The organism is Arthrobacter sp. NPDC056691 (assembly GCF_042791415.1).
Classification (GTDB): domain Bacteria; phylum Actinomycetota; class Actinomycetes; order Actinomycetales; family Micrococcaceae; genus Arthrobacter.
This window is the reverse complement of sequence record NZ_JBHTXX010000018.1, coordinates 78,384-104,209: the sequence shown is the minus strand read 5'-3', so window position 1 is coordinate 104,209 and position 25,826 is coordinate 78,384. Positions and strand designations below refer to the sequence as shown.

The window sequence follows — 25,826 nt, the reverse complement described above, 5'->3', positions numbered from 1 at the left end:
CAGCCACGGGGCGAAGTAAGCCCGGTGCCGGCCAGAAAAGCCGGCGCCGGGCTTACGCCTGGGAACCGGCGAATTGACGGTCACCTCCGGCTTCGTGTCCGGCGGTCGGGTTGTTGCCCTGTCCCGGGGGGAATTGCAGCTACCTGCCGGAGTGCCGCAACGCGGCCCTCCGGCAGCGGGACGCCTGCGTTCCCTTTCCAAGGTCCCGGGGCACGGGTATCTTTTGACAATGTTCAGGGTGCTGGGACATCTCAAAGGGAAGGCCTGCGGCCGCTACCGCACGCTGATGGTAGTCGGCGGCCTGAGTGTTCTGACGATCCCGATTGCAGGCTGTGACCCAGGTGCCCCGCGGACGTCTGCGGTCTCGGTCGAGTCAAGCCCGGCAGCGACGTCCACAGACGGTGCGATATATTCGGCCGTCCCCCTCCCGGGAGGATCCACCGCTGCCGTTTCTACCGGGTCAGTCCCGGCCCCAGGGCCGCACGCTGCCGGGACAGCACAGACACCAACTCCGGGCGGCCCCGGAACGGTGGCGCCCAGTCCGACGCACGCGCCTGTGCCGAACCCGGCCGGAACGCCGGGTTCATTCCCGGAGGATAAGTCCGTTTCGGGTCAGCGCCTGCCCGTCGGGGATTTGCCGGGGTGGCGGCAGGTTTTCGCCGGTGATTTCACCCACGGCGATGTCCCCGTCGGCGAATTCCCCGGTGCCGCTTACCGCGGCAAATGGAGCGCGGGCTACGCCGACGGTACGCCCGACACAGCCGGACAGGTCAGTGGCGGCAAATCCGGTTACTACCCCACGAAAGTCCTCAGCGTCAGGAACGGCGTTCTGGACTGGTATTTGCACTCCGAAAACGGAATCTCCATGGGCGCCGCCCCTGCCCCCGTGATCGCGAACACCAGCAGCCGCCCGCACCGGCCCAACAGCCAGCTGTACGGACGGTACTCCGTACGCTTCAAAGCAGATTCGCTTCGGGGCTTCAAAACTGCCTGGCTGATGTGGCCCGACAGCGGCATATGGCCCAGGGACGGTGAACTGGATTACCCGGAAGGGGATCTCGCCGGGCCATTCTTCGGTGCCGTGCACCGGAGCGGATCCCCGCACAACACCTATGACGTAATCCCCTCACATGCCCTGTTCACGTCCTGGCACACCGCCACCACAGAATGGATACCCGGACGGGTCACCTTCCTTCTCGACGGAAAACGGCTGGGCACTCTCAGGACCGGCATCCCCAATAAGCCCATGCATTACATCCTGCAAACCGAGTCATGCCTGACCGGATGCCCGCTGCCCGGGACCGCCGGCCACGTCCAGGTCGCCTGGGTCGCGATCTGGTCAAGGATCTGACGGGAAGCCCTTACTACCACCAGCGTTGAACCAGCCCCACGGTAACCCGCATGGCATGCGGAGGATACGCCGGCTCGTGCTGGCCACCGTGGCGACCCTGGCTGTCCCGCTGTCAGGGTCCGTCGCCGGCACCGCCGGTACCCGGCGGCAGCACCGGCACGGGGCGGGCTGGGCACGTATTCGTCATCAACCTTGAGAACAAGGGCTTCGAGACTACCTGGGGGCCTGACTCGGAGGCCCCCTATCTGTCAGAAACGCTTCGCGCCCAAGGCGTTCTGCTCTCGAAGTACTACGCGATCGCCCATCACTCAACGCCCAACTACATCGCACAGATTTCCGGGCAGGCCAGGGTGTTGATGGCCTTGGGCGTGTCCTCGGAAGCGGTGAAGGCTGCGGCCGGGGCACCGGAGCCCTGCTGGGTTTCACCGGGAGTGTTGGCGGCCTTGGGGTAGGTGGCGAAGTAGTGATCGAAGGAGACGTTCTCCTGGAAGAGCACCACCACATGCTTGATCGGTGTCGCTTTGCCCGAAGGGCTTTCGGCGGCGGTCGCGGTGTCAGTGCCGAACCCGACCAGACCGGATGTCAATGCTGAAGTGGCGAGGACGGCCGCGCCCGTGGCCGCGACGCATTTGTGGTTGAATCTGCGTTGTGCCTGGAGATGAGGCATGGGGGACCCAGTCTTTCGTGTGTGAAGGGGGATGGCCGTAAAGCGCTCCCAATTGTTACTAACCGGTAAATAACTCCCGGGGACGGCTTCGTGAACACGAGATGGCGGGCAGTCAGGGCCCCTCACGAGCGGACCCTTGGCGCGGATTGGGTGTCCAATCGTTGCCTGAAGTAATCAAAACCGTCACCTCGATTTAAGCCGGGGTCCGTAGGTTCGCTTGCGTGAAAAGACCTTTCAGAGCCGTCCACCCATCCACTGAGCAGCAGCCCGGCCTCCCCGGTCCGGGAAAGTTGTCCGCATTCGTACGGGGCCGCCAGCCCCTCGCGATCGTTGCCGCCGGCTGCACCCTCGCCGTTCTGGGCGGCGCCGGCATCGCCGCCGCTTCCACCATCCCCTTCGGCCAGCAGCAGGTCGGCTCGCAAAATGAAAGCGGGGAGCAGGTCTCCTCGAACCAGGTGATCAAGCCCATCGGCGACCGCCTGATGACCCCGTTCGGCAAGATGATGGGCTCGACGGTCAGCCCGGACGGCCGATATCTCGTCGGGACCAGCGCGGACCGCTCGGTTGACCTGCAGGTCTTCGACCTCACAACCTATGAGCCCGTGGCTGCGGCGGGCACCCAATCAGCGACCGCTTTTGCAACAGCGGCAGGCAATGCGGGCTACGCGAACATGGCGTACCAGCACATCACGGATGGCTCGGTGGGCCAGGAGGGCCCGGTCTTTTCGCCGGATGGCAAGTTCCTCTTCGAGCCGGTCGCAACCGGCATCATCCGGTATCCGTTCAACACGGACGGCTCGCTCGGTGTCGGCACAAAGATCAGCATTCCGACCGCGGGCAGCAAGCAGGCCCTGACCGCCGGCATGGCATTCTCTCCCGACGGTTCGACACTGTACGCGGCAGCGAACGGCCAGAACACGGTGGTCTCGATCGACCCGGCGGCTGGCACCATCAAGCAGACCTTTGGTACAGGTATCGCCCCGCGCCAGCTGAAGTTCGTCGGCACAAGGCTGTACGTCTCCAACGAGGGAGGCCGCCAGGCGGTCGCGGGCGAGGCGACCATGAACTCCTACGGCACGGAAGTTCCCGCGGACACCAAGCTCGGTACCTCCACGACGGGCACGCTCAGCATCATCGACACGGCCAACGCGTCGGTGCCCGTCTCCTCAATCGACGTTCAGCTGCACCCGACGGCGATGTTCCTGGACGGCCCCACCCTGTACGTGGCGAACACCAACAGCGATTCTGTCTCCGTGGTGGACACGGCCACCAACAAGGTCCTGCAGACCATCGCGACCCAGCCGTGGGCCTCCTCACAGGTCGGCTACGAGCCGACCGCCATCACCATGCAGGGCGATCACCTGCTGGTCTCCCTGGGCCGCGCAAACGCGATCGCGGTCTACAAGGTCAACAAGAAGGACCCGAAAGACCCGGCCAGCTACATTGGCCTTTTGCCGACGGACTACTACCCGGGCAACGTCACCACGGCGAACGGCCAGATTGTGGTCACCAACGTCCGCGGCATCGACGCGCGCGGCCCTGAGGTGACCATCAGCGAGGGCCCGAACACGACGACTGCGACCGGTCACGGCACCCACTCCACGACGGCCTCGCTCACCAAGTTCACGTTGCCCGGCGATGAGCAGATCAAGCAGTCGACTGAGACGGTCTTCGAGCAGAACGGCTGGGACGGCAGCTCAGTCAAGGAAGCCACGGCGGCAGCCGCCGCGAAGATCCCAGCCGTGGCTGTGCCGAAGCGGATCGGGGAACCGTCAACGATTAAGCACGTGTTCCTGATCGTGAAGGAAAACCGAACCTACGACCAGGTCTACGGCGACATGAAGCAGGGAAACGGCGACGCGTCGCTGGCCCAGTTCGGCGCGAAGGTCACCCCGAACCAGCACGCCCTCGCCGGCCAGTTCGGCCTGTACGACAACACCTATGACATCGGCACGAACTCGGCCGAGGGACACAACTGGATGATGCAGGGCGACGACCCCGCCTACACCGAGACCAGCGGCGGTGAGTACAAGCGGTCCTACGACACCGAAGATGACGTCCTGGGCCACCAGCGCTCCGGGTTCCTCTGGACCGCTATCGGGGCCGCAGGCAAGACCGCCAGGAACTACGGCGAGTTCGACTCTGACGAGGGCAAGCCGGCCGGTGCCACCTGGCAGCAGTACTACTGCGCTGCAACGAGCACGATGGGGGGCGGCGACCCGGCCCAGCTCTTCACCCCGGCGCTGCAGATGCACGCGAGCTCGGCCATCCCGTCGCTGAACGAGATCACGGACCCGAACGCGGCCCCGTTCGACACTTCGGTGCCGGACATCTACCGCTACGAGACCTGGAAGCAGGACTTTGAGAAGAACGGTCCGAAGAACTTCCAGATGACCTGGCTCTCGAGTGACCACACCGGCGGGACTGCCGGCCCGCGGGCCCAGGTCGCCGACAACGACCTCGCTGTCGGCAAGATCGTCGATGAGATCTCGCACTCGCCGTACTGGAAGGACTCCGCGATCTTTATCGCCGAGGATGACAGCCAGAACGGCACCGATCACGTCGACGGTCATCGCGCCCCCGTTCAGGTGGTCAGCCCGTACGCTGTACACGGTAAAACCGTCAGCACCTTCTACTCCCAGATCAACATGGTCCGCACCATTGAGCAGATCCTCGGTGCACAGCCCCTGAACCAGAAGGTGGCCGCGGCCACCCCGATGTTCGACGCCTTCGGCAACAAGGCGGATCTGACGCCATACTCCGCGGTCCCGAACCAGGTCCCGCTCACCGAGGGCGTCAAGACCGCCCCTGCCTGCGGCCCGGACACCCTGGGCCAGAGCGGAGCGGCCGCCGCGGCAGTCAATGACGCCGCAGTCAAAGACACCGCTGTTCCGGCCCTAATGAAGGAAACCGCCGAAAAGTGGGAGGACTGGTCCGAGAAACAGCACCTGACCGGCAACGGCGCGAAGGAAGACTACGCGGACCCCAACCTGTTCAACCGCTGGACCTGGTACCAGACCCACAAATGGGAGAGCCCCTACCCGGGCGACGAGAAGATCTACGGCCCCGACGAGGTGCCCGGCATCCCCGCCGGATCAACCAGCCACGAGGACGACTGACAACTCATTGACCGGGGAGTTGAGCGCCAGTCGCTGACATCCCACCTGAGCGGGCTGGGCGCAAAGCGCTCAGCCCGCTCTTTTAAGAGCCCACGAAGGTCGGGTCGGTACTGGTTCGTTCTCGAACATGAAGCGATCCCCTGCCCGTCGACTTGCGGGCCATACCCGTGGCCGTCCCTCCCGGGGGAGAGGGGGAGCATCGCGGTGCCCAGCAGCGCGGCACCCAGAAGACTGGCATCTGAGGTTTACGGGTGTTCACCCGCCAGACGCTAGGGACGGTGATTTCCCAGCTGGCCTACAGGCGGGGTACGCAGGCTGAATAGACGCTTAACCAAGATGGTCATGACCATAGAACGGAAAGTCCCGCTTGAAGACTGCCTGTTTCAAATCGCTCCAACGGGGTGGCACTCTGGTGACATCACACTCTGTTCCATGGACGGGGCGCCGGCTGTGACGTCCCGGCCACCCCGCATTCGCCTTGCGAGGCTTCGATGTCGGATGAAATATGGCTGGACTGCGATGAGGGATGGCCCGACGGTCCTGTCGTGCTTGGCGTCGGGTGGGGCGTTTCAGAACACCTGGTCCGGACCGCGGCCGCCATCGCGGCAGCGCTGGGACAACATCTTGTCTGCGCCTTCGTAGACCCGGCCGGCTACCTGGCGGAGTGGGAACCGGAGCATCAACGGACAGCTCTTTCCCTGGAGCCGGCCAGCAACGAAGAAGCCCACTTCCCATCACAGCAACTGCGTCGGAGTCTCGAATCGGTTCTCGGACAGCCGGGCGAGACCTGGTCCTACCGGGTGCTGGACGGCGACGTTGCCAAGGCACTTATCCGCCTGGCCGAGAACACAGACGCGTCGTTGCTGGTCGTCGGCGCCGGCGGGGTCGGGGCCCTGGCACGGATCGAAAGGCTGCTCGAAGGATCTGTTTCCGCAGCACTGATTCACCGTCAGCCACGGCCAGTCCTCATTGTCCCGCGGAGCTGATGCGGGACGGGGACTGCCTTCACTGGGACCTAAACAGGATTGTTGGCATCCGTTCCGTCTGGATCCTGATCTTCACCATAGGGAGTGGTGGAGGCCAGGCCTGCGATCTGTTGGCCGGCGTTCGTTTGGCTGGGTGCGAACCGGTCCGCTGGTTCGTCAGGGGTTTCGCTGGAAGCAGCGGAGATGTCTTCCTGGAGGTGGTTGTCTGCCGGCAGGTTCTTCGTGTCGTCGTCTCTCATGCCCACAGCCAACCATCCCGGGCAGGTGCGGACAAGGGAGCAGGCGCCGGGTCTGGGAGTTCAACGGACCTAAGGTACCTGCGGCAGGCGTTTCGCGGGCCAGGTTCACGGACTGTTCACCGCCACCTGATTAGATGATCAAATGGACACAAATCCTCCCGCTGCAGGCGATGCTGAACCCCAGGTAGCATGGACGAAGCTGACGCCCGCACAGGACGTGGAGGTCCGCGAAGCCGGACGGCCGGCCGGACGGGGTGTCGTGGACAACGTGACGCCTGACGCGTCCGTGGTGTGGGTCCGGATCGACGGTCATGCCCCGCGACGGATGTACTTGGCCGGCGACCCCGTGGAGCTCTTGCCTGTACTGGAAAACCCCGAGGCTTTCTAGGCCGCCGCACGGGCCAGCAGAGCCAGGCAAGGCAAGCTCCAAACGCATGTGGGAGGATGCAGCCGTGACGAAGAAACGGCCCGCCGCGGCGCCGCACCCGGAGTGGGTGCTGATGTACCGCAAGGGGCTGTCGCGGAAAAAGATCGCGGAACTGACACGGAACGACGTCGCCGCGGTTTCCCGTGAGATTGCCGAAGCGAAGGCCGCCGATCCCGGCCTGCACGCCGAGCACGCGGCAGCAGCGAAAAGGTCACCGCGCACGGTGCCCGGCCTGAAACGCCTGTACCAGGTCGTCGCGATGGTCGAGGCAACCGGCCGCTACCCTTCCCGTAATTCCGAGGACCGCGCGGAGCGGGAGCTCGCGCAATGGCTGCGCCGCCGGCGCCGCGATGCCGAGGCCGGGATTCTGAACCCGGTCATCCGCGACGGACTGGCCGCGCTGCCTGACTGGAAGCGGAAACCCGGCCAGATCCGGCACGAGCAACGATGCAGGCCCGGCTCCAGGAGCTGGTCGCCTATCGTGCGAGGGGACAGCCGTGGCCGCGTTCCGCGCCGTCCGTCACCGGGCAGGAGCACGAACCCGGCGTCTGGCTGCGCGGGCAACGGCACAAGTACAGGCAGGGCCAGATGGACCCAGCCCGGGCCCAGGCGCTGGACGCGGCACTGCCCGGATGGGCCGACGGACGGAAAACCGGTCCCGCCCCGCTCCAGTAACCCGTTACCAGAGCCGCCGGGGTGCCCGGGATGGTGTCAGGTGTGAGGAACCAGGCAGCGCGCAGTTCGTGCGCTCAGCACGGTTGAAGTGCCGGGACGGCATCCCCTGGCGACTCGGTGGCATACCGCGGACCGTGCTTGGCCACTGCGGCGCTAATGGTGGCGTCCATCAATGCGCGCAGGGCGGAGGCCGCGGACTTTTCACAGTCGCGGGCTGTGCCGTACCAGGCGGGGGCCAGTATCAGTGGGCGGCTGCCGGATCCGGCATGCCAGCCGTAGGTCCCGGTATCGGGGTGCCGGATGAAGCTGACTTTGAGAGTGCTGGCGTGGTTCAGTGCTGATTGCGCGTGGCTGACTGCCAGGGCTTCGGAGGCGAAGGTGCCGGCTCCGCGACCGAGCTCCCTGTGGTTGCCGGAGATGAGCCGCCAGATCGTCACTGGCTCCCGGTATCCGGGCACCCGTCTCGTCAGCGGCCGGGGCGCCACTGGTGCATGAGGCTGGACCAGCGGGACGGCGGGGCGGTGGCGGTACAAGAGTTGCGGGTTCCGCAATGTGAAGCCGGGATGCGGAACTGAGGCGAGCACCTCGGTCTCCCGTTCCTTCCAGCGTGCGACGGCGGGGGCCGCCTGGTCCTTGAAGGACGTCAGGGCAATGCGCTCGTTCACCAACTCGTTCTCCTCCATGGCTGGGCCCCGATCAAGTTGTCAGGCGCGGATCAAGATTTGCCCCAGTGAAGATCAAGATTCGCTCAAGAACGGCGCGGGCTGCGCGAGGCCTCCGGGATGGCTCCGCTGGGCATTTCCGGTCGCTAAGCATCGGCCTTTCAGGCCCGCACGATCAGACCGCCTTGGGTTTCCCTCCGGGTCGGCTGATGTTCACCTGGAAGGCGCCGTTCCTTTATCCGGGGCTTCGTGGGGCCGGGCCGCCCTGCCGCAGACTTTCTCTGGCTCCACCCGTACACAGCGGCGTGCCAACCAAGAAGCGGCTGCTGACCAGCGGCAGGAGGGCATCGCGGATGCCCTCCCGGCGGCCATCCGTCAATTAACTCATTCCTAGATGGGGAAACATCATGAATTCAAAGACCCTCAAGAAAGCCGGGGTCATCAGCGCGTCTGTGCTGGTTCTGGGGCTTACCGGTGTCACCCTCGCCTCGGCCGATCCGGTATCGGCCGGCCGGCCGTATGCGGCCGTCGGCTCCGACACCACCCAGGATGTCTGGAACGGCCTGACCAACGCCGGGCCGCTGAAGACCGTGGCCTCCTACGACGCGTTCGGGACTCCGACCGTCACGCTGGAAACGGGCAAGCAGTTGTCCCGCCCCGCCGGCTCCGGCGCGGGCGTTAAGGCACTGAGTGCGGCCCACAACCCGCTGAACCACGTCTACAAGGACACTGCCGGCAACGCCTTCACCCTGGCACCTGAGGACATCAGCATCGCCCGGTCGTCGTCATCGCCGTCGGTGGCCGGGAACGATCTGACGTTCCTGCCGTTCGCGCGTGACGCGGTCACCGTCGCCTACAAGGACTCCGCCGGCACCGCGGCGCTTGACCTGACGGCTGAGCAAATCAGGAACATCTTCACCTGCACCGCGGGGGCAGGTGTCACGATCGACGCCGGCGGCAAGCCCGTCGTGAATGGTATCACGCTGACCCCGAAGCTGCCCCAGGCAAGTTCCGGCACGCGCAGCTTCTTCCTGAAGGCGGCCGGCGTGAGCGTCAGCACCACGTGCGTTCCGGCCGGAAACCAGACGTCAGCGGAGAACAGCGGTGCGGCACTGGCCAATGAGGGCGACATCATCCCCTTCTCCGCCGCACAGTGGATCGCCCAGAAGAACGGGGCCACCGCCGACACCACCGCAGCCGGCCAGATGATTGCCGATATTGACGGCCTGAAGGCCGTGGATCCGGCATCATCGGGCTCCTCCCTGCGCCCGGGAACCCTGTTCGGAAACCCCTCTCTCGTTCCCGACGGAGCGGTGGGCACGTTCGCCCGCGACACCTACAACGTGTTGCCTGCCTCCGTGCAGACCGCGACTGATGGGCGGTCCATCATCCTCCGGAACACGGTGACCACGCTGCTGAAGACAACTTCAGGCAAGAGCATCATCACCCGGTTTGGCTTCAGGAACGTCGATTACGCCGGCGACTGGACCAAGGGCAAGCCCTCCGGCTACACCAACTAGCAGCCACCCCGGGCCGGCTCCCGCTCCCGTGCCCGGACAAAGTCAGTTCCCGCACACAGCAATCACACTTCCCGCTTTCGGGCGAACCATTCATGAAAGAGAAGGCTCATGGCCATCGAAGGCACTACATTGATCCGCCGGGGGGCCAAGGCCGCCGCCGGCGTTGCCGCCGGCGCGCTGCTGTTGACCGGCAGCATCGTCCCGGCCCATGCTGTTGTACCCGCCGGTTCCGCCGGCACCGTGACCTCGGATAAAACCACGGGTGCCTGGTCCGCCGCGGACCTCGCCGCAACAGCCCTGACAACGGACATCACCTGCCCCGTCATCGATGCGATGTCCGGCGCCCTGGTCTTCCTGTCCGAACCTGGCGCCGAGACGCCCGCGGTTGCCGGCCCGGACGTCCGGGTGGAGACGCTGTACCCGTTCACGCAGGACGCGCTGTTCCAGATGTCCCTTGACGGCAACGGCAACCTGGCCGCGCCGAGCACCCTGGAAAACGGCTTCCGGGACAGCAGCAACGCCGCGGTCGCCAGCATGGCTTCGGCGATGGCGCCCAACCACACCTACAGCATCGGCTACGTCTGCACCCAGCAGTCCGCCGACTTCGCCACCGCGACCGTCAACGCCGTGAACGGAAAGCCCGCCGCGGCCTGGGCGACCCTCACCACCGACGCCGCCGGGCAGTGGAGCATCAAGGCCGCCCAGGGAACATTCACCTCGGTAGCGGCCCCGGCCATGAGCGGAACAACCGCCGTCGGCTACACCCTCACGGCCAAGGTCACCGCCCCCGTGCCGGCCCCGGACAGCACCTCGTTCCAGTGGCTGCGCAACGGAGCCCCGATCGCCGGGGCGACGGCGGCCACCTACAAGCAGGTTGCCGCCGACCAGGGACAAAAGATCAGTGTCCGGGCCAAGCACAGGAAGGCCGAATACGCCGACGCCGAGGCAACCTCGGGCGCCGTCACCGTCCAGGGAGTGTTCGGCGGTCTCGCCGCACCGAAGATCTCCGGAACAGCAGCGGCAGGCTACACGGTGAAGTCCGCGGTGACCCTGCCGACGCCCAAGCCGACTGCCGTAACGTACCGGTGGCTGCGCAACGGCGTGCTGATCAGCGGCGCAACATCCTCGAGCTACAGGCTGACCTCGCTGGACACCGGCAAGCAGATCCGGTCGCGGGCCTACTTCGCCCGTGCCGGGTACCTGTCGACGTACCGGGACTCCGCAGCCGTGGTTTCCAAGGCCGTCTTCAGCTCCGTCACGGCTCCTGGCATCACCGGGACCGCAAGGTCCGGCTACACCCTCAAGGCCGTCGTCAAGAGGCCCAACCCCGCCCCTTCGGCCACCAGGTACCAGTGGCTGCGGAACGGAGCCGCCATCAGCCGCGCGACCGGCGCCAGCTACAAGCTGACGGCCGCCGATCGCGGGAAGCAGATCCGTGTCCGGGTCATCTTCAGCCGCACAGGATACCTGAGTGCGTCGGCCACTTCGGCCTACAGGCTCTTCCGCTAACAACAATCCACCTGGGACGGGCCGGCGAATCCGGCCCGTCCCGGGTGTTTTACCCACTGTTCACCTGAAGGCTTTCGTTCCTTCGCCTGCCGACAGATGCCCCGGACCGGCGCCCCCGCATACTTACGGGGTGCCCGCCGCGGCGCTGCTGACGGGGCCCGTGCGGCCCGCTCCAGCACCCGCTGCCGGCATCCACAAAGACCCCGTTCCGAACCCGCCTGGCTCCGCCGGCACGTGCTGTACCGAAAGAACACGAACCCTTGATGACTCTTCCCAGCGTGCGCGCGCACACTTCCGCCGGCGGCGCCGGCTCCCGGGTCCTCCCCGTCCCGTTGGCTGCGGCGGCCGCCCTTCTGCTCGCCCTCACCGTCGCGGCACCCCTCCAAAGCGCCTCGGCCGCACCGGTTCCCGGATCGGACTGGGGCTCCCAAGGCACCATGGCGAGCGATTCGGCGGTCACGGTCAACTGGGACAACAGCGGCAACCCGGCCGGCGCCGTCGTCCCGCGGGGAGCCGAGCAGGTGTTGCCGCACACGGCCGGGAAAACCTACGCTGACGTCAGCGCCCGGCTCAGAAGCGAAGCGGCAGCCACCTTCGGCTCCAATAACGGCCTGGGCGGACTCGCCGTCACCGTGTCACAGACCCGCAACCTGCAGAACCAGGCCGTCACCGTCTCCTTCTCCGGCGCCAAGGCGGTGGCCGGAAGCAACGGAAAGACCTCGACGTATCTGCAGGTGTTCCAGTGCTGGGGTGCTCCGGGTGCGGACGGCAAACCCGACCCGGACGCCGCCGCGCCCGACCCGGCCACGTGCCAGTTCGGCGCCACGGGACCAGACGGGGACATTTCCAACTCGGCCCACCAGCGGGCACTCTTGAACGACCCGCTGGTGCGCGGCGGGGACTGGGAGCAGGCGGACAGCAAATCACCGACCATGAACCTCCCGGCGCCGTTCCTGGCCATCAGCGGACAGTCGACCCGCATTACCGACGGCTTCAACCTCAGCGAATACCGGAACCCGTACTTCAACCGTACCTCCACCAACGAGCACTCACGCTTCATCGCCGCTGACACCGGCTCCGACACGGTGGCGGCCGCCGGATCGCGCACCTTCGAGGTGCAGACCGGCGCCGAAGCGTCAGGCCTGGGCTGCGGATACCGCCCCGATGCCCCGAGCGTGCGCAAATGCTGGCTTGTGGCGGTCCCGCGGACCGAGGTCATCGACAGCATTCTTGCCGCCGGACCGCTTTCGCCCAGCCTGTGGGCCACTCGGATACAGATCCCGCTGTATTTCCAGGACGTGGCCGCAGTCTGTCCCTCAGACCAGGCAGCAACCCTGAGTTTCGGCTCGGAATCCCTGGCCGCCGCGATGAAGTCCTGGATCCCCGGCATGTGCGCCCAGAAGCACTTCACGCTCGGGTTCTCACCGATGGCGGACATGCAGGCCCGCTCCCAGCTCAGCGGAGGCGAACCCCTCGCCTTCACCACCCGGCCGGTCACCGGCACGAAGGACACGCTGTACGCCCCGGCCGCGGTGAGCGGCGTCGTGATCGCCATGACCATCGACAACGTCTGCACCCGCCGCTTCACGCAATACACTGCGGCCGACTGCGGCTACGCCAACGAGGCCGAGTTTGAGGCCGACAGGGCCCGCAACGGATCCCTGGTCCGCAACCTCCGCCTCAGCGCCCGGCTCGTGGCGAAGCTGCTGACCCAAAGCTACGTCCTGCACACCGCACCGGCCTCCGCCGACAGCGCACCCTTCGCCAAGCCGGGGAACACCCGCTACGGCCAGCCCATGACCTACAGCCTCCAGCAGGACCCCGAATTCCTCACCCTCAACCCCATCGGACTCGGCAGCGCCGGGAACCTGGCCCCTCCGATCGTGGAAGGGCTCCGCTCCGACGCCGCCTCGGCGGTGTGGGACTGGCTGCTCCACGACCCGGCCGCCAAGGCGTTCCTGGAAGGCTGCCCCGACCCGTCCGGCATGGTGATCAACCCCTTCTACTCCATGCGGACCTACGCGTCTTGTGCCGACCGGGCCAGCGCCCTGGATGCGGCCGCGCAGCAGAAGATCGCGGACACCAAACAACCCGCCTCCTTCACCTATGCCACGCCGGTCTACCCCTCCGACAGCGCCCCGTACCCCCAGTCCTACTGGGCCGAAAAGCCTGCCGTTCTGCTCCCTGACGGCAGGACGGTGGACCAGCCGGCCCTGACCGTCGGCGACCAGTTCGCCCGGGTTGCGGACATGGCCACCGCCGCCCAGAACACAGTCCGCGCCCAGCCGGCGTCGGTCACCGAATGGTGCGCGGACTGCAGCCCGCCGGCCTTCAAGTCCGTGCCGCGGCAGGGCTTCGGCAGCAGGAACGTCATCTCCGTCACCGACGCCGCGTCCGCCGCCAGGTTCCAGTTGCCGACCGCCCAGCTCTGCAATACCGACGGCTCCGCCTGCGTCGCGGCCACGAACGCCAGCCTGCAAACCGCCGCCACCGCCTTCGAACCCACCGGAACACCCGGCGTCGTGGGCCCCGACAGCACCCCCGACTACACCGCGGGCGCCTACCCCCTGACCGTTCCCGTCTACGGCGTAGTGAACACCGCCGCCGTCACACCGGGGGAGGCGGGCACCTACTCGAAGCTTTTCGACTACATCGGAACCACCGGCCAGGAGCAGGGATTCGGCTCCGGCATGTTGCCCCCGGGCTATGCCCCGCTGAACACGGCACTGAAGGCCCGGGCCGCCGCAGCCGTGCAAACCCTCCGCACCATGGCAGAGCACGGCAGCAGCCCAGCAACCGCGGTGAAACCAACGTCGCCGCTGGCGGCCATCATCCACTCAACCGCGCCCGCTGTGCCCGAGCACATCGCAGCCGTGACCACCGGCGACGGGCCGGACCCCGGAGCCGCCGGAACCGCGGCCGGAGCCGCGGCCGGAGCCACCCCGGCGGCAGGCAAGGCACCGGCCGCTGCAGCCGCCGGCCAGGCCCCGGAACCCGTCGCGGGCAGCCCGACGGCACGGACCTCCAGCGCATGGCCCCAGCACCTGCTCCTCATCGGATTCGGCCTCGCCGCGGCCGCCGCGATCTCATCCCTGCTTCTGTCCCGAGGAAAACGCCGATGAGCACCTACCTGCGCGACCACACCGATGAACACCTCCAGGACGCGAAACCCCGGGCCCTCAAGTACAGGTTCGAACCGAAAGATTACGTCTTCCGCAGCATCACCCGCGCCGGCGGCGTCATCGTCCTGGTGGTGATGGCCATGGTCGGCATCTTCCTGGCCACGAACGGAATCCGCGCCATCACCGAAGTGGGCCTCTGGAAATTCCTGACCACACAGAACTGGGCACCGGAAAGCAACGACTTCGGCATCGCCGCCGTCCTGTGGGGCACCGTTCAGATCGCACTGGTCGCACTGCTCGTGGCGCTGCCGCTCTCCCTCGGAACATCCCTGTTCATCACCGAAGTGGCCCGCGGCCGGGTCCAGCGCACACTGACCTCCGTGATCGACCTGCTCGCGGCTGTCCCGTCCGTCGTCTTCGGCCTCTGGGGCGCCTACATGCTCCAGCCCAACATCGTCGACTTCAGCAAATGGATCTCGGTCTGGTTCGGCTGGATACCGATATTCCAGGTCCAGGGCGTGGACCCGGAAAGCCCGCTTCGTGACACCGTGCCTTTCACCGCCTCGACGTTCATCGCCGGCCTCGTCGTGGCGATGATGATCGTGCCGATCCAGACCTCCATCATGACCGAATCTTTCCGGCGCGCGCCCGTGGGTGAACGCGAAGGCGCCTTCGCCCTCGGCGCGACCCGCTGGGGCATGATCCGCGCCGTGGTGCTGCCCTTCGGCCGCGGCGGGATCATCGGCGGGACCATGCTGGGCCTGGGCCGCGCCCTGGGGGAGACCATCGCCATCTACCTCATCATCAGCCCTGTCTTCGAAATCAAGTTCCACATCCTCGAAAAGGGTGCGAACTCCATCGCCGCGATGATCGCCCTGAAGTACTCGGAGTCCAACGAGTTCGCGATGAGCGCGCTGATGGCTGCAGGCTTCGCATTGTTCATCGTGACCATGATCGTGAACTTCACGGCCTCGGCCATCATTGCCCGTTCCCGTTCCGGCGCCGAAAGCGAGGGCTGACCATGTCCCTGATCGACGAAATCAGCGTCCGCACCGCCACGCAAGGCACCGCGGAGAACCGCACCCACCTGCCCCTGCTCGACAAACCCGACGCCGTGACCGACGAGCCACGCATCCGCCTGGGAGCAGCCCGGGAACGCACGCTCGTGCTGGCCGGGGCAACCCTTGGCGCCCTGGCCATGGGACTGCTCCTGACCGTGGGCACAGGTCTGATCCCGCCGGGCTGGCTGTTCGCCGTGTCCTTCTTCTGGTTCCTGGTGCTCTACACGGCACTGGTCGCGCTGAAAGAACCGCTGCCCGTGGTGCGGGACGGCTTCGTCACCGTCCTGCTGTGCGCAGCCGGCGCCGCCGTCGTCGGCACCCTCGCCCTGGTGGTCTCCTTCACCTTCGGCCGCGGCCAGGAGGCCCTGGCCCATCTGAACTTCTTCACCCGGGACATGACCGGCGCCGGGCCCCTGTCCGGCCTGGGCGAAGGCGGCATCCTGCACGCCCTGGTGGGCACACTGCAGCAGATCTCCATCGCCCTCATCATCACCATTCCCCTGGGCCTGACCACCGCCGTCTTCCTCAACGAGGTCGGCGGGCCGTTTGCCCGCCTCGTGCGGACCGTCGTCGAAGCCATGACCGCGCTGCCGTCGGTGGTTGCCGGCCTGTTCATCTACGCCGCCGTCGTGATGACCATCACCCGCCAGACGAACGGCTTCGCCGCCTCTTTGGCGATCACCGTGCTCATGCTGCCGATCATGATCCGGTCCGCGGACGTGGTACTGCGCCTGGTGCCGGGCAACCTGCGCGAGGCAGGGCTGGCCCTGGGCGCGGGGCAGTGGAGCGTCGTCTGGTACATCGTGCTGCCAACCGTCCGCTCCGGGCTGGCCACGGGCGTCATCCTGGCCACCGCCCACGGCATCGGGGAAACCGCACCGGTCCTGCTGACCTCCGGATTCACCGGAGTCATGAACCTCAACCCCTTTTACGGACCCCAGACCCCGCTGCCGCTGGCGGCCCTGGACCTGGTCCGCTCACCGGTCCCGGAAATGGTCTCCCGCGGGTTCGCCACCGCGGCCTTTCTGCTCCTGGTCGTCCTGGTGCTGTTCATCATCGCCCGGCTGATCGGCGGCCAGGAAGCCGGGAAGACCACCGACGCCCAGCTCCGCCGCATGGCCGCCGTGTCACGCCGCGACCTGCGGCGAATCGAAGAGAACTACACCCGGCTGCTCCACGACCGGGACCGGTCCGCGGGAGAGCAGCCCGCGGCCAAACACCACGCGGAACGCCCGCACGCCACCGAACCCACCGCTGAATCCGCCACCCAATCCACGGGTCAGGACAGCGCCACCGATGTGAACTGGCAGGAGAAGCCATGATGACCCGCAGACCGACCAGGACCCGCACCTTTGCGCGCATCGCCGGCATCCTCATGGCACTGGGGCTGATCTTCGCCGGGCTGGCCCCCGCCCAGGCCGCCAGCTACATCAGGATCGGCGGCTCCGGGTCGTCCTGGGCCGGCAACGCCCTGCAGGACTGGGTCTCCCGGGTCGGCTCGCAGGGCGTCACGGTCGATTACGAAAACAAGGGATCCTCCACCGGCCGCAAGGAATTCGCGGACAAGATGAAGCAGTTCGCCGTCTCGGAAATCCCCTACACCGGGGACACCGCAGATCCCCGCGACAACAGCGTGCCGTCATTCAAGTACGCCATGCTGCCCGTGGTCGCCGGTGGAACGGCATTCATGTACAACCTGAAGACCGGAGCCAACCGGCTGACCAGCCTCAAACTCTCGCAGCAGGCCATCGCCAAGATCTTCACCGGGCAGGTCCAGAAGTGGAATGAGCCCATCATCCGCGCCGACAACCCGGGCGTGCCGCTGCCGGACGCCCGCGTCAACGTCGTCGTGCGCTCCGACGGCTCAGGCGCGACCGCCCAGTTCACGCTCTGGCTGCTCCGCCAGTTCCCCGGGGACTACGCCAAGCTGTGCCGGAAGACAGGCTGCGACCCCCAGCGTGCGACGTCGTTCTTCCCGATAGGCAACGGACAGCTTCAGAACTTCGTGGCCCAGAACGGCTCCCAGGGCGTCACCACTTACACGGCCAACAACCAGTACACGATCAACTACGACGAGTACTCCTACGCCAAGGGCATCGACTTCCCGGCGGCGCAGGTGAAGAACGCCGCAGGCTTCTACACACTGCCCACCGAATCCGCGGTCGCCGTCGCGCTGACGCAGGCGAAAATAAACCTCGACAGCAAATCGGCCAACTACCTTTCCCAGGACCTGTCACGGGTCTACGACTACCGGGATCCCCGCTCCTACCCGATGTCGGCCTACTCCTACATGATCGTCCCCACCCAGGCCACCGAGGCCCTGAACAACGCCCAGGGTGCAACCCTGGGATACTTCGCCAACTACGCCCTCTGCGAAGGGCAGCGGCCCATGGGCCAGCTCGGCTACTCGCCGCTGCCCATGAACCTCGTCCTCGCCGCGATGGACCAGATCCAGAAAATTCCCGGCGTCGACAAGTCCACCGTGGACAAGATGAACCAGACCAAGGCCAGCGTTAAAAGCGGCGGAACGCCGGCCTGCAACAACCCCACCTTCAAACCCGGCGACTCGCCCGCGATGAACCAGCTGGTCAGGGGCGCACCATTCGACCCCGCCTGCAACGCTGCCTGCCAGGCGCCCTGGGCCGGCTCCAACGCCGCTGAGAACCAGGGCCCGGGAAGCACCGGATCCAACACCGGCAACGGCGGCGGCAAGGCCGTGCCCGCGGCTGCCGGCGCCAAACCCTCGGGGTCAACGGCAGGGACGGCGGCAGCAGCGGCCGGATCCGCCGCGGCACCCGCCGCTGCGGCAGCTGCCGCCGGCATGAACACGCCTGCCGGATCTGCCGCCGCCTGCGACCCGGACACCGGCGCCTGCGGCACCACGGTCCAGGCCCAGGGCGCAACCGCCGGACAGGCGCTCACCCCGGTATCAACCACACTGGCCTCCACCAACGGCTGGGGACAATCCCAGACATTGCTGGTGGTCATCGGACTGCTGATGCTCGTGCTCGTGCTGGCCCCGCCGCTCGTGGCCCACCTGCTGGGCCGCCGGACCGCCTCCAAGGCCGGAAAGCAAGGATCCCCCACGTGAGCACCCTGACCAGCCCGGACACAGCCGAACCAGCCACCGCCGCATCGACCCCAGCGGAAGAGTCCGGAAACCGGACAACCCCCCGTACCGCCGGCGCGCGCCGCCGCCGTCGCCCGAACCGCCGGCCCAGGACCGTGACCCCGCCCAAACCCCTGGCAGTGGTGCTCTCCATGGCGCTGACCATGGTCGCGGCGATGATCACGCTTCAGCTGGTCAACATCATCGTCATCTCACCCCTGCAGCACGGCACGGCGCAGGCGCGCTTGTACGAGCAGCTGCGGCTCACCCTGAGTGAAGGCTCGGCGCCGCTGGGCCAGGCCGACTACGAAGGCAAGCTCGTGACACCGGGAACACCAGTGGCACTGCTCGCCATGCCGGACCTGAACGTGCGCGAGGTCATCGTCGAAGGAACCGCCGCCACGCAGACAATGGACGGGGTAGGGCACCGCCGCGACACACCGCTGCCCGGGCAGCCGGGCATCAGCGTGCTGATGGGCCGCTCGGGAGCCTTCGGCGGGGTCTTCCGGAATCTTCATCTGGCAGGAGCCGGCACAAGATTCACCGTTACCACAGCCCAGGGCGTTGCCAGCTACGAAGTCATCGGGCACCGCAGGGCCGGTGACACCGCACCGCCGCTTCCTGCGGCCACGGAGGGCCGGCTCACCCTGATCACTGCCGACGGGCCGGCCTTCATGCCAAACGACGTGCTGCGCGTGGACGCCAAGCTGGTCTCCAAGGCCTTTGACAAACCCGCACCCGTCATCCTGCCGGGCTCGCTTCCGGACACGGAACAGGCCATGGGCCAGGACACCTCAAACCTGTTCGCCCTTGTTCTCCTCCTGCAGCTGCTTATCCTGGTTTCCCTTGCCGCCGTCTGGTCCTGGACACGGTGGGGCAAATGGGAAACCTGGCTCGTCTTCCTTCCGGTCGTGGGCGCCACCGCGCTGCTGACAGGAACCCAAATCAACCACCTTCTGCCCAACCTGCTCTAAGGGACATATCTGCCATGAACAAGCCTTCAGAGCCACACACCGTGGCCATAGACACACTGACGGACGCGCAACCGGACGGCCGGCCACTGGCCGTCTTCGACACCGACGACGCGTTCGACGCCTCAGCCAGCTTCCAGATCAGCGCCACGAAACGCTTCGACCTGGCCGCCCGGAACCCGGCCGCGGGACTGGACGCCGAAAACATCAGCGCATGGTTCGGCGACCGGAAAATCCTGGACCGCGTGTCCCTGAGCATGCCCGCCGGCACAGTCACCGCACTGATCGGCCCGTCAGGCTGCGGCAAGTCCACCTTCCTGCGCATCCTGAACCGGATGCACGAAATGATCCCCAGCGCCTCACTCGCCGGAGAAGTGCTCCTGGACGGCCAGGACATCTACGATCCGCGGCAGCGGATCACCGCAGCGCGCCGCAACATCGGCATGGTCTTTCAGAAAGCCAACCCCTTTCCGGCCATGTCCATCTACGAAAACACCGTCGCCGGGCTGAAACTCGCCGGGGTCAAGGCCACCCGGGCCGAAAAAGACTTCCTGGTGGAGGACTCCCTGAAAAAGGCGTCCCTGTGGGACGAGGTCAAGGACCGCCTGCACCAGCCCGGGGGCGGGCTCTCCGGCGGGCAGCAGCAACGCCTGTGCATTGCCCGGTCGCTCGCCGTCAGCCCCCGCGTCCTGCTCATGGATGAACCGTGTTCAGCGCTTGACCCCACCTCCACCCGGAGGGTCGAGGAAACCATAGACTCGCTGCGCGGCCAGGTGACGGTGGTGATCGTCACCCACAACATGCAGCAGGCGGCCCGCGTGTCCGATACCTGCGCCTTCTTCCTCGCGGCACACAACACCCCCGGCGTCATCGTGGAACACGGCGACACAGGCGCCATGTTCAACAACCCGCGGGACCAGCGGACCGACGACTACGTCAACGGCAGGTTCGGATAACCGCATGCCGCGCCTGAAACCCATCCTCCTGCTCAACCTCCTCGCGCTGGGCGTCATCGCGGGGTTCTGCTGCTGGGCCGTCCGGCTCCCAGTCCCCGACGCCGCTGCCCAAACTGCCCCGAACCCGGGGGAGGGCATCCGCTCCGTGGCAGGCGGCGTCACCCTGGCCCTGCCCGTTGACGCCGGACAGGCCGGCGGGCCCCAGCCTTTGCCGGCGGCCAGCGGCGCCACCGACAGCGCCGGGAAGGAGCCGGGCCCGGGTGTTCAGCCGCTCTCCGCCAGTCAGGGCACGGCGGAGAAATCGCCCGCGCCCGGCGCCGCGTGGCTCGCCCGCACGGCCGCCCGGACCGGGATCCCGTCCCGGGCCCTGCAGGCATACGCAGAGGCGACCAGCAGGACCAACGCGGCTACGCCCGGCTGCGGCATTGGCTGGAACACCGTGGCGGCCATCGGCCTGGTCGAGTCCGGGCACGGAACCCACGGCGGCGGTTCACTGACTGACACCGGCAACTCGAGCCAGCCGATTATTGGTCCTAGCCTGAACGGGGAAGGGTTCGCGCCGATCCCCGACACCGACGGCGGCGCCCTCGACGGCGACACCACCTGGGACCATGCTGTGGGGCCGATGCAATTCATTTCGTCCACATGGCAATCCGCCGGCCGCGACGGCAACGGGGACGGGGTCGCCGATCCACTGAACATCGACGACGCAGCGCTGAGCGCAGCAGCGTACCTGTGCGCGGAGGGCCGCGACCTCCTGTCGGGCGAAGACTGGACCAACGCCGTCCTGTCGTACAACCACTCGGAAGCCTATGTCAGCCAGGTCCGGGACCAGGCCAACGCCTACTCAGCCCTCGCAGCCGCTGGCTGACCGCGCTCCCAGCGAACCGGTGCCGGAAGCAGCGTCATCCTAGGCGGCAGGTGCGCCGGGAAAGTCACTAATCGCAGAAACCATCCGGTCCAGGAGTTCTGCCCGTCACTTCACGGCACGTACGGACGGGGCCAACGCTGCAGCGGATCCAGACAGGGGCGTACGGCGGCCCAGCACCGTGGCCAGGGGTCCGCCGAAGAGTTCGGAAACCAACAACCGGGTACCGCCATTCACCGGGGGCAAGGGTGCAGGTACTATAGCACGGAACAGGCCGAACGCTCCGGAGTACACGAGGGACATCGGGCGCCTGGCTTTGCGCGGACGCTGAAACTGCGGGGTCTGGCTCCGGCTTTCCCAAGCCTGATTTTCTGACCGTCAACGATGGCGCCGTCGTGATGCGTCAAACCGGAGTCCCAAACCTCGAAATTGCTCGTATCAGTCAGGACATTCCAGACGGATTCCGAGGCAGCAGCAACGAACTCTTGGACCTGAAGGCTAACAGTTGGGTGGCCGCGATTCCGGTCCAGGCGGCCGGCCCACGCCCGGTTTCAGGCCGCGAGCCCCACGCACAGCAGTCGCACCCACGGCCTTCAACGGCAAGGCTTGTTCCACCCGGCGAGTCCGGGCCACCGGCGTGGACGAAGCGGGCCCGCACGGAAGCCGATTCGCCACAGTCTGAAAACAGACAGTTCTGGCCGGTTGTGCGCTTAGAGTCTTTGTGTGACTCCGACCGTTCACCCCGATTCCACCTCGGGCGCTTACCTCCCAGCCGGCCAGGTACCTAAGCGCAATTCATCCCTCCGAAGCCGGCGCGCCCTTCTGTTGGCAGGCGCTGCGGCTGCCCTTTCCGCCTGCACACCCGCGACTCCGCCGGGTGCCACGGAGCCGGAAATGCCCGCGGTCAGCCGGCATCCGGGTACAGGCGCCCGCGTGCCGACCGGGCCGACCAAGGCGGCCTTGTCGGCGGAGCGCGCAGGCATCGTCAAGAAATTCGGCGCCTCGAGCCCGCGTTACTGGGGCTTGGAGGCGCCAGGGGTGCAACTGCGGACGGCCGCCCACGACGCCGTCGCACTGACGTTCGACTGCTGCGGCGGCCACGGAGGGAACCGGGTGGACTGGGACCTGCTCGACTTCCTGGAGCGCAACGACGTCGCGGCCACATTTTTCCTCAATTACCGCTGGGTGCACGCGAACAGGACCGCAGCCCGGCGCCTGATCGCCAACCCGCTGTTCGACGTCGCCAATCACGGGTCAGCGCACCTGCCCTTGTCCGTAAGCGGAAGGAGCGCCTACGGAATTGCCGGCACGCGGGACGCGGGCTCCTGTTTCGACGAGGTGGGCATTAACCAGGAGTACCTGGCTGGCCTGATGCCCAAACCCCCGCGCTATTTCCGGTCGGGTACGGCCTTCTTCGACGACGTCGCCATCGAAATCACCAGGACGATGGGGTTGCTTCCGGTGGGCTTCAGCGTCAATGGCGACGGCGGGGCGACCTTCCCGGCGCCGACCGTCGCTGCCCAGGTATCCGGTGCGGTAGCCGGGGACATTGTCATCGCGCACGCCAACCACCCCCGCGGCGGCACCGCCGACGGTATCAAGGCAGCCGTCCCCGTCCTGCGCCGGCGCGGGCTGAAGTTCCTGCGTTTGTCCGACGTGGCCCCTGCCCCTGTTTCCGTTCCCGCGCCGGCGGCATCGTGAAAAGATCTAGTTGTGGCGGTGGCCCAGGGGTCCGGTGGCGGCTGCGGCGATGATGTTTTGGGTGACGCGGGTGGCGAAGGCCCGTGAGCGGGCGGGGACTGTGCTTTCGGTCTGGGCGAGGAGCCAGTCCATGGAGGCCATGTCGAGTACGCCAGCGCCGGCGGGTGTGGTGTAGAAGGTGGAGTCGGCCCAGCCGTGGTGGGTGTGGTGGCCGGATTCGGGGGAGTGTGCGAACACGTGCAGGTTGGCAGGGTATCGCAGCAGCGGGTACCTGGCTGTCGGGTAGACCTCATCGGTTTCGCCTTGTACGAGTCCGGGATAGGTCTCGCCCCTGGCTGCGCCGGTCCCTGTGAATGCGAAGAAGCGGGGGGCTGTGACGGTGAACGTGCCGGTGGCCTGCAGGTCCCCGTAGACCGCGCCGGTGAGGGTGGATTCGGCGTCGGGCCTGGGTCCCTGGCGCCATTGTGTGGTCACCGCGTCCGGATGGCTGAACCGGGCGGGGTCCAGCCGCGCCTCGCGGTAGCAGACCTCGACCCGGTTGGCCCCGGTCCGGGATGCCTCCAGCCGGGTCCGCCAGTACACGTTGTTTGCCCCGAAGAAGACGACGTTGGTGCCGCCGTTTCGGGCTGTCTCGATATTCCGTCGCAGGGCCGGGGACCAGTATTCGGAGTGTCCGGCAAAGATCACGGCCGCGGCTCCATTGACCAGGGACGGGTTCCCACTGATCCGGGCCTCGGTGGTGTAGGCCAGGCGCAGGCGAGGGTCGCGGATGGCTTCGGCGGCGCGGATCAGCGGGGTGTCGCGTCTGTCGATCTCGGTGAAATTCCTGTACGGCCGGTCAAAGGACACCTTGTACGAGCGGGTCCGGTACCGGTTTCCCGGGCCGGCGTAGAGGGAGTAGCCGCCCCACCTGTTGTAGGCCTGCATCGTGCAGTCGTTGACGACGAGTACGGCTTTTCCCTTGACTGCCGCGGACTCGACGACGAGGGGGATCATGTGGGCCTGGCCTGCGGCGCCGGTCAGTATCAGATAGTAGAGACCCTCCGGCCAGTTGCCGGTGTCCAGCCTGGTTGTCATGGCCCACGGGCACGAGACCATCCGGGTTACGCGCTGGACGGTGCAGGCGCGCTGCCTGCGCACGCTCACGGGTCCGGATGCCCAGACCAGGCGCTGGCCGGCTCCGTTGTAGTAACCGACCCGGAAGGCCTGGATGTTGATGCTGCCCGGAGTGGAGTTGATATAGAGATCCACGGTCCGTTGCCGGGGCGTGGAGGCGTTCTGGCCCAGGAATCCTTCCAGGGCCGCCGTCGACGACCAGTGGGTGGGGACCTGGTCGCGGGGAGTGCCCGGGCGACGGTTTTCCTTCGCCACATCGACACGCCGAGCGAACCGGTACCCGCAGCCGACGCAACAACACCACCGGCGGGACCGGTGGTGCCGCCGCCTGTGCGCGGATATTCCAGTGGCGTCAGAAAGGAAAGTGCCAGGGAGAAAATTGTCAGGCAGGAAAGCGCAAGACCCGCGCTGAATGCGATGCGGCGCCAGACGGCTGAATACTTCACGGTCATGTCCCCGGTGACCTTTCTCCCGAACCCCGTTGAGGGGGCGCACCTGAATGCATGAACAGAACGGACGTCCAAACCTCTACGGACCGGGCAGCTGCCTCAGACTTTGGAGGGTTATGTGTTCTTCCCGGAGGGCCGGGTGGCGGTGCTGCCGCGCTGCCTTCCGGCTGTTCATCGCTCGTGGTGGCCTGGTCTTCGAAGGTCCGGGTCGCGAAGATGATCAAAAAGTGCTCTTTCCGGGTGTCCGGGGTTGTTCGCAACGTGCCTGAGCAGCTTCTCCCGGACTTGCGGACGTACGGGTGAAGAGAGGATGTCCACGATGATGCCGATGACCTGTTCGTAAAGGTCGGAGCGGGCCGTTGGCTCAGGCGTGCGGGGACCCGGCGCTTGCAGCTTCTGTGCGCCATCCGTGGCGTGTCCGGCGACGGGCTGAAATCCAATCAGCATGTCAGTGTCCTTCCTGGCGCTGTTGGTTTCATCATGGGCCTGCACTCTGAGCCGACGGTGAGACGTCGCTGAGACTCTTCTCATCGTGAGCCATTGGAACGCTTGCGCTCCGAGGGAGCTCGCCCGGTTGGGCTCCGGTGCGGTGCTTTGGCAAGATTTCCGCTTGGGGACCGGGCTGAAGCGAAGGACATGTTTTGCGGTCTCCCGGGCACTGCATGCGGTTGGCCAGTTGCGGGAACACCGGAGACATCATTTGCGTTGCAGTTCCGTCAGGCAAAACGCCCGAGAGAGAAGGACCGAAGTGGCAACGGATTACGACGAGGTACGCTCCGACGTTAAGGAGTCCCAGGACCGTTCGCTGGAGGCTCTGCAATCGGCTAACGCCCCGGATGCGCGGAGCGTCGTCCGTGAGCTGGACGAAACCGATGCGCTGGATGAGGCCATGACCCCGGGCGGGGAGTTCGTCGCCGAGGAACTGATTGTTCAGGTGGTTCCCCAGGCCAAGGATGAGTTCACCTGCTATTCCTGCTTTCTGGTCCGGCACAAGTCCCAGCTCGCACGCGTAAAGGATGGCCACTCATATTGCATCGAGTGCGAGGGATAAGGGCGACACTGGATGCCGGCCAGCAACAGCCGCAACAGCTGGATACAGTTTGAAGTTCCGGTGGGAGCCGGGCCGCAGGGGCGCCCAGCAGCAGGCGAATTGCAGGGAAACGTGCTGTTGCCGCTGAATGGTGCGCCAGCCGCCGGGCACAGTGGGTGCCATCTCAGGCGAGGATGATTTCCAGCAGTGTGGCCAGGGCAGGGATGATGTTCAGTGTTGAACGCCTCTGCGGTGACCCCGGCGAATTCCCGTGGCCTGGCGTCTCGC

At 66.6% G+C, this 25,826-nt stretch carries 21 protein-coding genes; 16 read left to right on the top strand and 5 right to left on the bottom strand.

What is annotated here, in order from left to right; translation table 11 throughout:
• The first annotated feature begins 556 nt into the window (after positions 1-556).
• Positions 557-1,351 (top strand): glycoside hydrolase family 16 protein, encoded by a 795-nt coding sequence (locus tag ACFRAU_RS15390; protein ID WP_378000570.1) that lies wholly within the window; start codon positions 557-559, stop codon positions 1,349-1,351.
• A gap of 319 nt (positions 1,352-1,670) precedes the next feature.
• On the opposite strand, the gene ACFRAU_RS15385 is transcribed toward ACFRAU_RS15390, so the two are convergent.
• Positions 1,671-2,018: an alkaline phosphatase family protein gene (locus ACFRAU_RS15385; protein ID WP_378000569.1), complete on the bottom strand. Its 348-nt coding sequence runs from the start codon at positions 2,016-2,018 to the stop codon at positions 1,671-1,673.
• A 290-nt stretch (positions 2,019-2,308) separates the two neighbouring features.
• On the opposite strand from ACFRAU_RS15385, the gene ACFRAU_RS15380 reads away from it, so the two are divergent.
• Both ACFRAU_RS15380 and ACFRAU_RS15375 read left to right on the top strand, forming a co-directional pair.
• A complete protein-coding gene (locus ACFRAU_RS15380) occupies positions 2,309-5,137 on the top strand; it encodes an alkaline phosphatase family protein (protein ID WP_378000568.1) in 2,829 nt (942 codons plus the stop codon).
• A gap of 491 nt (positions 5,138-5,628) precedes the next feature.
• Complete coding sequence (locus ACFRAU_RS15375; protein WP_378000567.1) at positions 5,629-6,123, top strand: universal stress protein; 495 nt, start codon at positions 5,629-5,631, stop codon at positions 6,121-6,123.
• Positions 6,124-6,152: 29 nt separating this feature from the next.
• On the opposite strand, the gene ACFRAU_RS15370 is transcribed toward ACFRAU_RS15375, so the two are convergent.
• A complete protein-coding gene (locus ACFRAU_RS15370; protein ID WP_378000566.1) occupies positions 6,153-6,362 on the bottom strand; it encodes a hypothetical protein in 210 nt (69 codons plus the stop codon).
• A gap of 142 nt (positions 6,363-6,504) precedes the next feature.
• Between ACFRAU_RS15370 and ACFRAU_RS15365 the strand changes: the two genes are divergently transcribed.
• Positions 6,505-6,750 carry a hypothetical protein gene (locus tag ACFRAU_RS15365; RefSeq protein ID WP_378000565.1) on the top strand — a complete coding sequence of 82 codons (246 nt, stop codon included), beginning with the start codon at positions 6,505-6,507 and terminating at the stop codon, positions 6,748-6,750.
• Between the two features lie 486 nt (positions 6,751-7,236).
• Positions 7,237-7,464, top strand: coding sequence for a helicase associated domain-containing protein (locus ACFRAU_RS15360; RefSeq protein ID WP_378000564.1), 228 nt, complete (start codon positions 7,237-7,239; stop codon positions 7,462-7,464).
• Between the two features lie 74 nt (positions 7,465-7,538).
• Here ACFRAU_RS15360 and ACFRAU_RS15355 read toward each other — a convergent pair whose 3' ends face one another.
• The gene (locus ACFRAU_RS15355; protein ID WP_378000563.1) at positions 7,539-8,129 is read right to left on the bottom strand and encodes a hypothetical protein; all 591 of its coding nucleotides are present in this window, start codon (positions 8,127-8,129) and stop codon (positions 7,539-7,541) included.
• 404 nt (positions 8,130-8,533) lie between these two features.
• Here ACFRAU_RS15355 and ACFRAU_RS15350 point away from each other — a divergent pair, with 404 nt between their 5' ends.
• The 10 genes from ACFRAU_RS15350 to ACFRAU_RS15305 all read left to right on the top strand — a co-directional run bounded on the left by ACFRAU_RS15350 (position 8,534) and on the right by ACFRAU_RS15305 (position 22,943).
• Positions 8,534-9,646 carry a hypothetical protein gene (locus ACFRAU_RS15350; protein WP_378000562.1) on the top strand — a complete coding sequence of 371 codons (1,113 nt, stop codon included), beginning with the start codon at positions 8,534-8,536 and terminating at the stop codon, positions 9,644-9,646.
• 108 nt (positions 9,647-9,754) lie between these two features.
• Entirely contained in the window at positions 9,755-11,155 is a 1,401-nt protein-coding gene (locus ACFRAU_RS15345) for a hypothetical protein (RefSeq protein WP_378000561.1), read from the top strand.
• Positions 11,156-11,418: 263 nt separating this feature from the next.
• Positions 11,419-14,277 (top strand): hypothetical protein, encoded by a 2,859-nt coding sequence (locus ACFRAU_RS15340; protein ID WP_378000560.1) that lies wholly within the window; start codon positions 11,419-11,421, stop codon positions 14,275-14,277.
• Positions 14,274-15,296, top strand: coding sequence for a phosphate ABC transporter permease subunit PstC (gene pstC / locus ACFRAU_RS15335; protein WP_378000559.1), 1,023 nt, complete (start codon positions 14,274-14,276; stop codon positions 15,294-15,296). The genes ACFRAU_RS15340 and pstC overlap by 4 nt, the downstream gene beginning before the upstream one ends.
• Before the next feature lie 2 nt (positions 15,297-15,298).
• Positions 15,299-16,660: a PstA family ABC transporter permease gene (locus ACFRAU_RS15330; protein ID WP_378000558.1), complete on the top strand. Its 1,362-nt coding sequence runs from the start codon at positions 15,299-15,301 to the stop codon at positions 16,658-16,660.
• Entirely contained in the window at positions 16,657-18,429 is a 1,773-nt protein-coding gene (locus ACFRAU_RS15325) for a substrate-binding domain-containing protein (protein WP_378000557.1), read from the top strand. The genes ACFRAU_RS15330 and ACFRAU_RS15325 overlap by 4 nt, the downstream gene beginning before the upstream one ends.
• Positions 18,426-19,421 (top strand): sortase, encoded by a 996-nt coding sequence (locus ACFRAU_RS15320; protein ID WP_378000556.1) that lies wholly within the window; start codon positions 18,426-18,428, stop codon positions 19,419-19,421. Before ACFRAU_RS15325 ends, ACFRAU_RS15320 begins: the two co-directional genes overlap by 4 nt.
• Positions 19,422-19,435: 14 nt before the next feature.
• Positions 19,436-20,374 (top strand): phosphate ABC transporter ATP-binding protein PstB, encoded by a 939-nt coding sequence (gene pstB / locus ACFRAU_RS15315; protein WP_377994600.1) that lies wholly within the window; start codon positions 19,436-19,438, stop codon positions 20,372-20,374.
• 4 nt (positions 20,375-20,378) lie between these two features.
• Complete coding sequence (locus tag ACFRAU_RS15310; RefSeq protein WP_378000555.1) at positions 20,379-21,245, top strand: lytic murein transglycosylase; 867 nt, start codon at positions 20,379-20,381, stop codon at positions 21,243-21,245.
• 891 nt (positions 21,246-22,136) lie between these two features.
• A complete protein-coding gene (locus ACFRAU_RS15305) occupies positions 22,137-22,943 on the top strand; it encodes a polysaccharide deacetylase family protein (RefSeq protein WP_378000554.1) in 807 nt (268 codons plus the stop codon).
• 6 nt (positions 22,944-22,949) lie between these two features.
• Here ACFRAU_RS15305 and ACFRAU_RS15300 read toward each other — a convergent pair whose 3' ends face one another.
• Both ACFRAU_RS15300 and ACFRAU_RS15295 read right to left on the bottom strand, forming a co-directional pair.
• Entirely contained in the window at positions 22,950-24,314 is a 1,365-nt protein-coding gene (locus ACFRAU_RS15300) for a N,N-dimethylformamidase beta subunit family domain-containing protein (protein ID WP_378000553.1), read from the bottom strand.
• Between the two features lie 365 nt (positions 24,315-24,679).
• Positions 24,680-24,955 carry a hypothetical protein gene (locus tag ACFRAU_RS15295; RefSeq protein ID WP_378000552.1) on the bottom strand — a complete coding sequence of 92 codons (276 nt, stop codon included), beginning with the start codon at positions 24,953-24,955 and terminating at the stop codon, positions 24,680-24,682.
• Between the two features lie 301 nt (positions 24,956-25,256).
• On the opposite strand from ACFRAU_RS15295, the gene ACFRAU_RS15290 reads away from it, so the two are divergent.
• A complete protein-coding gene (locus ACFRAU_RS15290) occupies positions 25,257-25,559 on the top strand; it encodes a DUF4193 domain-containing protein (protein ID WP_377994690.1) in 303 nt (100 codons plus the stop codon).
• The last annotated feature ends 267 nt before the right edge of the window (positions 25,560-25,826 follow it).

What these genes read in the sequence shown, in the direction of transcription:
- pstC (WP_378000559.1), top strand. Translation starts at nt 14,274, where the DNA reads ATGAGCACCTACCTGCGCGACCACACCGATGAACACCTCCAGGACGCG.
- ACFRAU_RS15345 (WP_378000561.1), top strand. Translation starts at nt 9,755, where the DNA reads ATGGCCATCGAAGGCACTACATTGATCCGCCGGGGGGCCAAGGCCGCC.
- ACFRAU_RS15375 (WP_378000567.1), top strand. Translation starts at nt 5,629, where the DNA reads ATGTCGGATGAAATATGGCTGGACTGCGATGAGGGATGGCCCGACGGT.
- ACFRAU_RS15385 (WP_378000569.1), bottom strand. Translation starts at nt 2,018, where the DNA reads ATGCCTCATCTCCAGGCACAACGCAGATTCAACCACAAATGCGTCGCG.
- pstB (WP_377994600.1), top strand. Translation starts at nt 19,436, where the DNA reads ATGAACAAGCCTTCAGAGCCACACACCGTGGCCATAGACACACTGACG.
- ACFRAU_RS15365 (WP_378000565.1), top strand. Translation starts at nt 6,505, where the DNA reads ATGGACACAAATCCTCCCGCTGCAGGCGATGCTGAACCCCAGGTAGCA.
- ACFRAU_RS15340 (WP_378000560.1), top strand. Translation starts at nt 11,419, where the DNA reads ATGACTCTTCCCAGCGTGCGCGCGCACACTTCCGCCGGCGGCGCCGGC.
- ACFRAU_RS15360 (WP_378000564.1), top strand. Translation starts at nt 7,237, where the DNA reads ATGCAGGCCCGGCTCCAGGAGCTGGTCGCCTATCGTGCGAGGGGACAG.
- ACFRAU_RS15295 (WP_378000552.1), bottom strand. Translation starts at nt 24,955, where the DNA reads ATGCTGATTGGATTTCAGCCCGTCGCCGGACACGCCACGGATGGCGCA.
- ACFRAU_RS15370 (WP_378000566.1), bottom strand. Translation starts at nt 6,362, where the DNA reads ATGAGAGACGACGACACGAAGAACCTGCCGGCAGACAACCACCTCCAG.
- ACFRAU_RS15325 (WP_378000557.1), top strand. Translation starts at nt 16,657, where the DNA reads ATGATGACCCGCAGACCGACCAGGACCCGCACCTTTGCGCGCATCGCC.
- ACFRAU_RS15350 (WP_378000562.1), top strand. Translation starts at nt 8,534, where the DNA reads ATGAATTCAAAGACCCTCAAGAAAGCCGGGGTCATCAGCGCGTCTGTG.
- ACFRAU_RS15310 (WP_378000555.1), top strand. Translation starts at nt 20,379, where the DNA reads ATGCCGCGCCTGAAACCCATCCTCCTGCTCAACCTCCTCGCGCTGGGC.
- ACFRAU_RS15330 (WP_378000558.1), top strand. Translation starts at nt 15,299, where the DNA reads ATGTCCCTGATCGACGAAATCAGCGTCCGCACCGCCACGCAAGGCACC.
- ACFRAU_RS15305 (WP_378000554.1), top strand. Translation starts at nt 22,137, where the DNA reads ATGCCCGCGGTCAGCCGGCATCCGGGTACAGGCGCCCGCGTGCCGACC.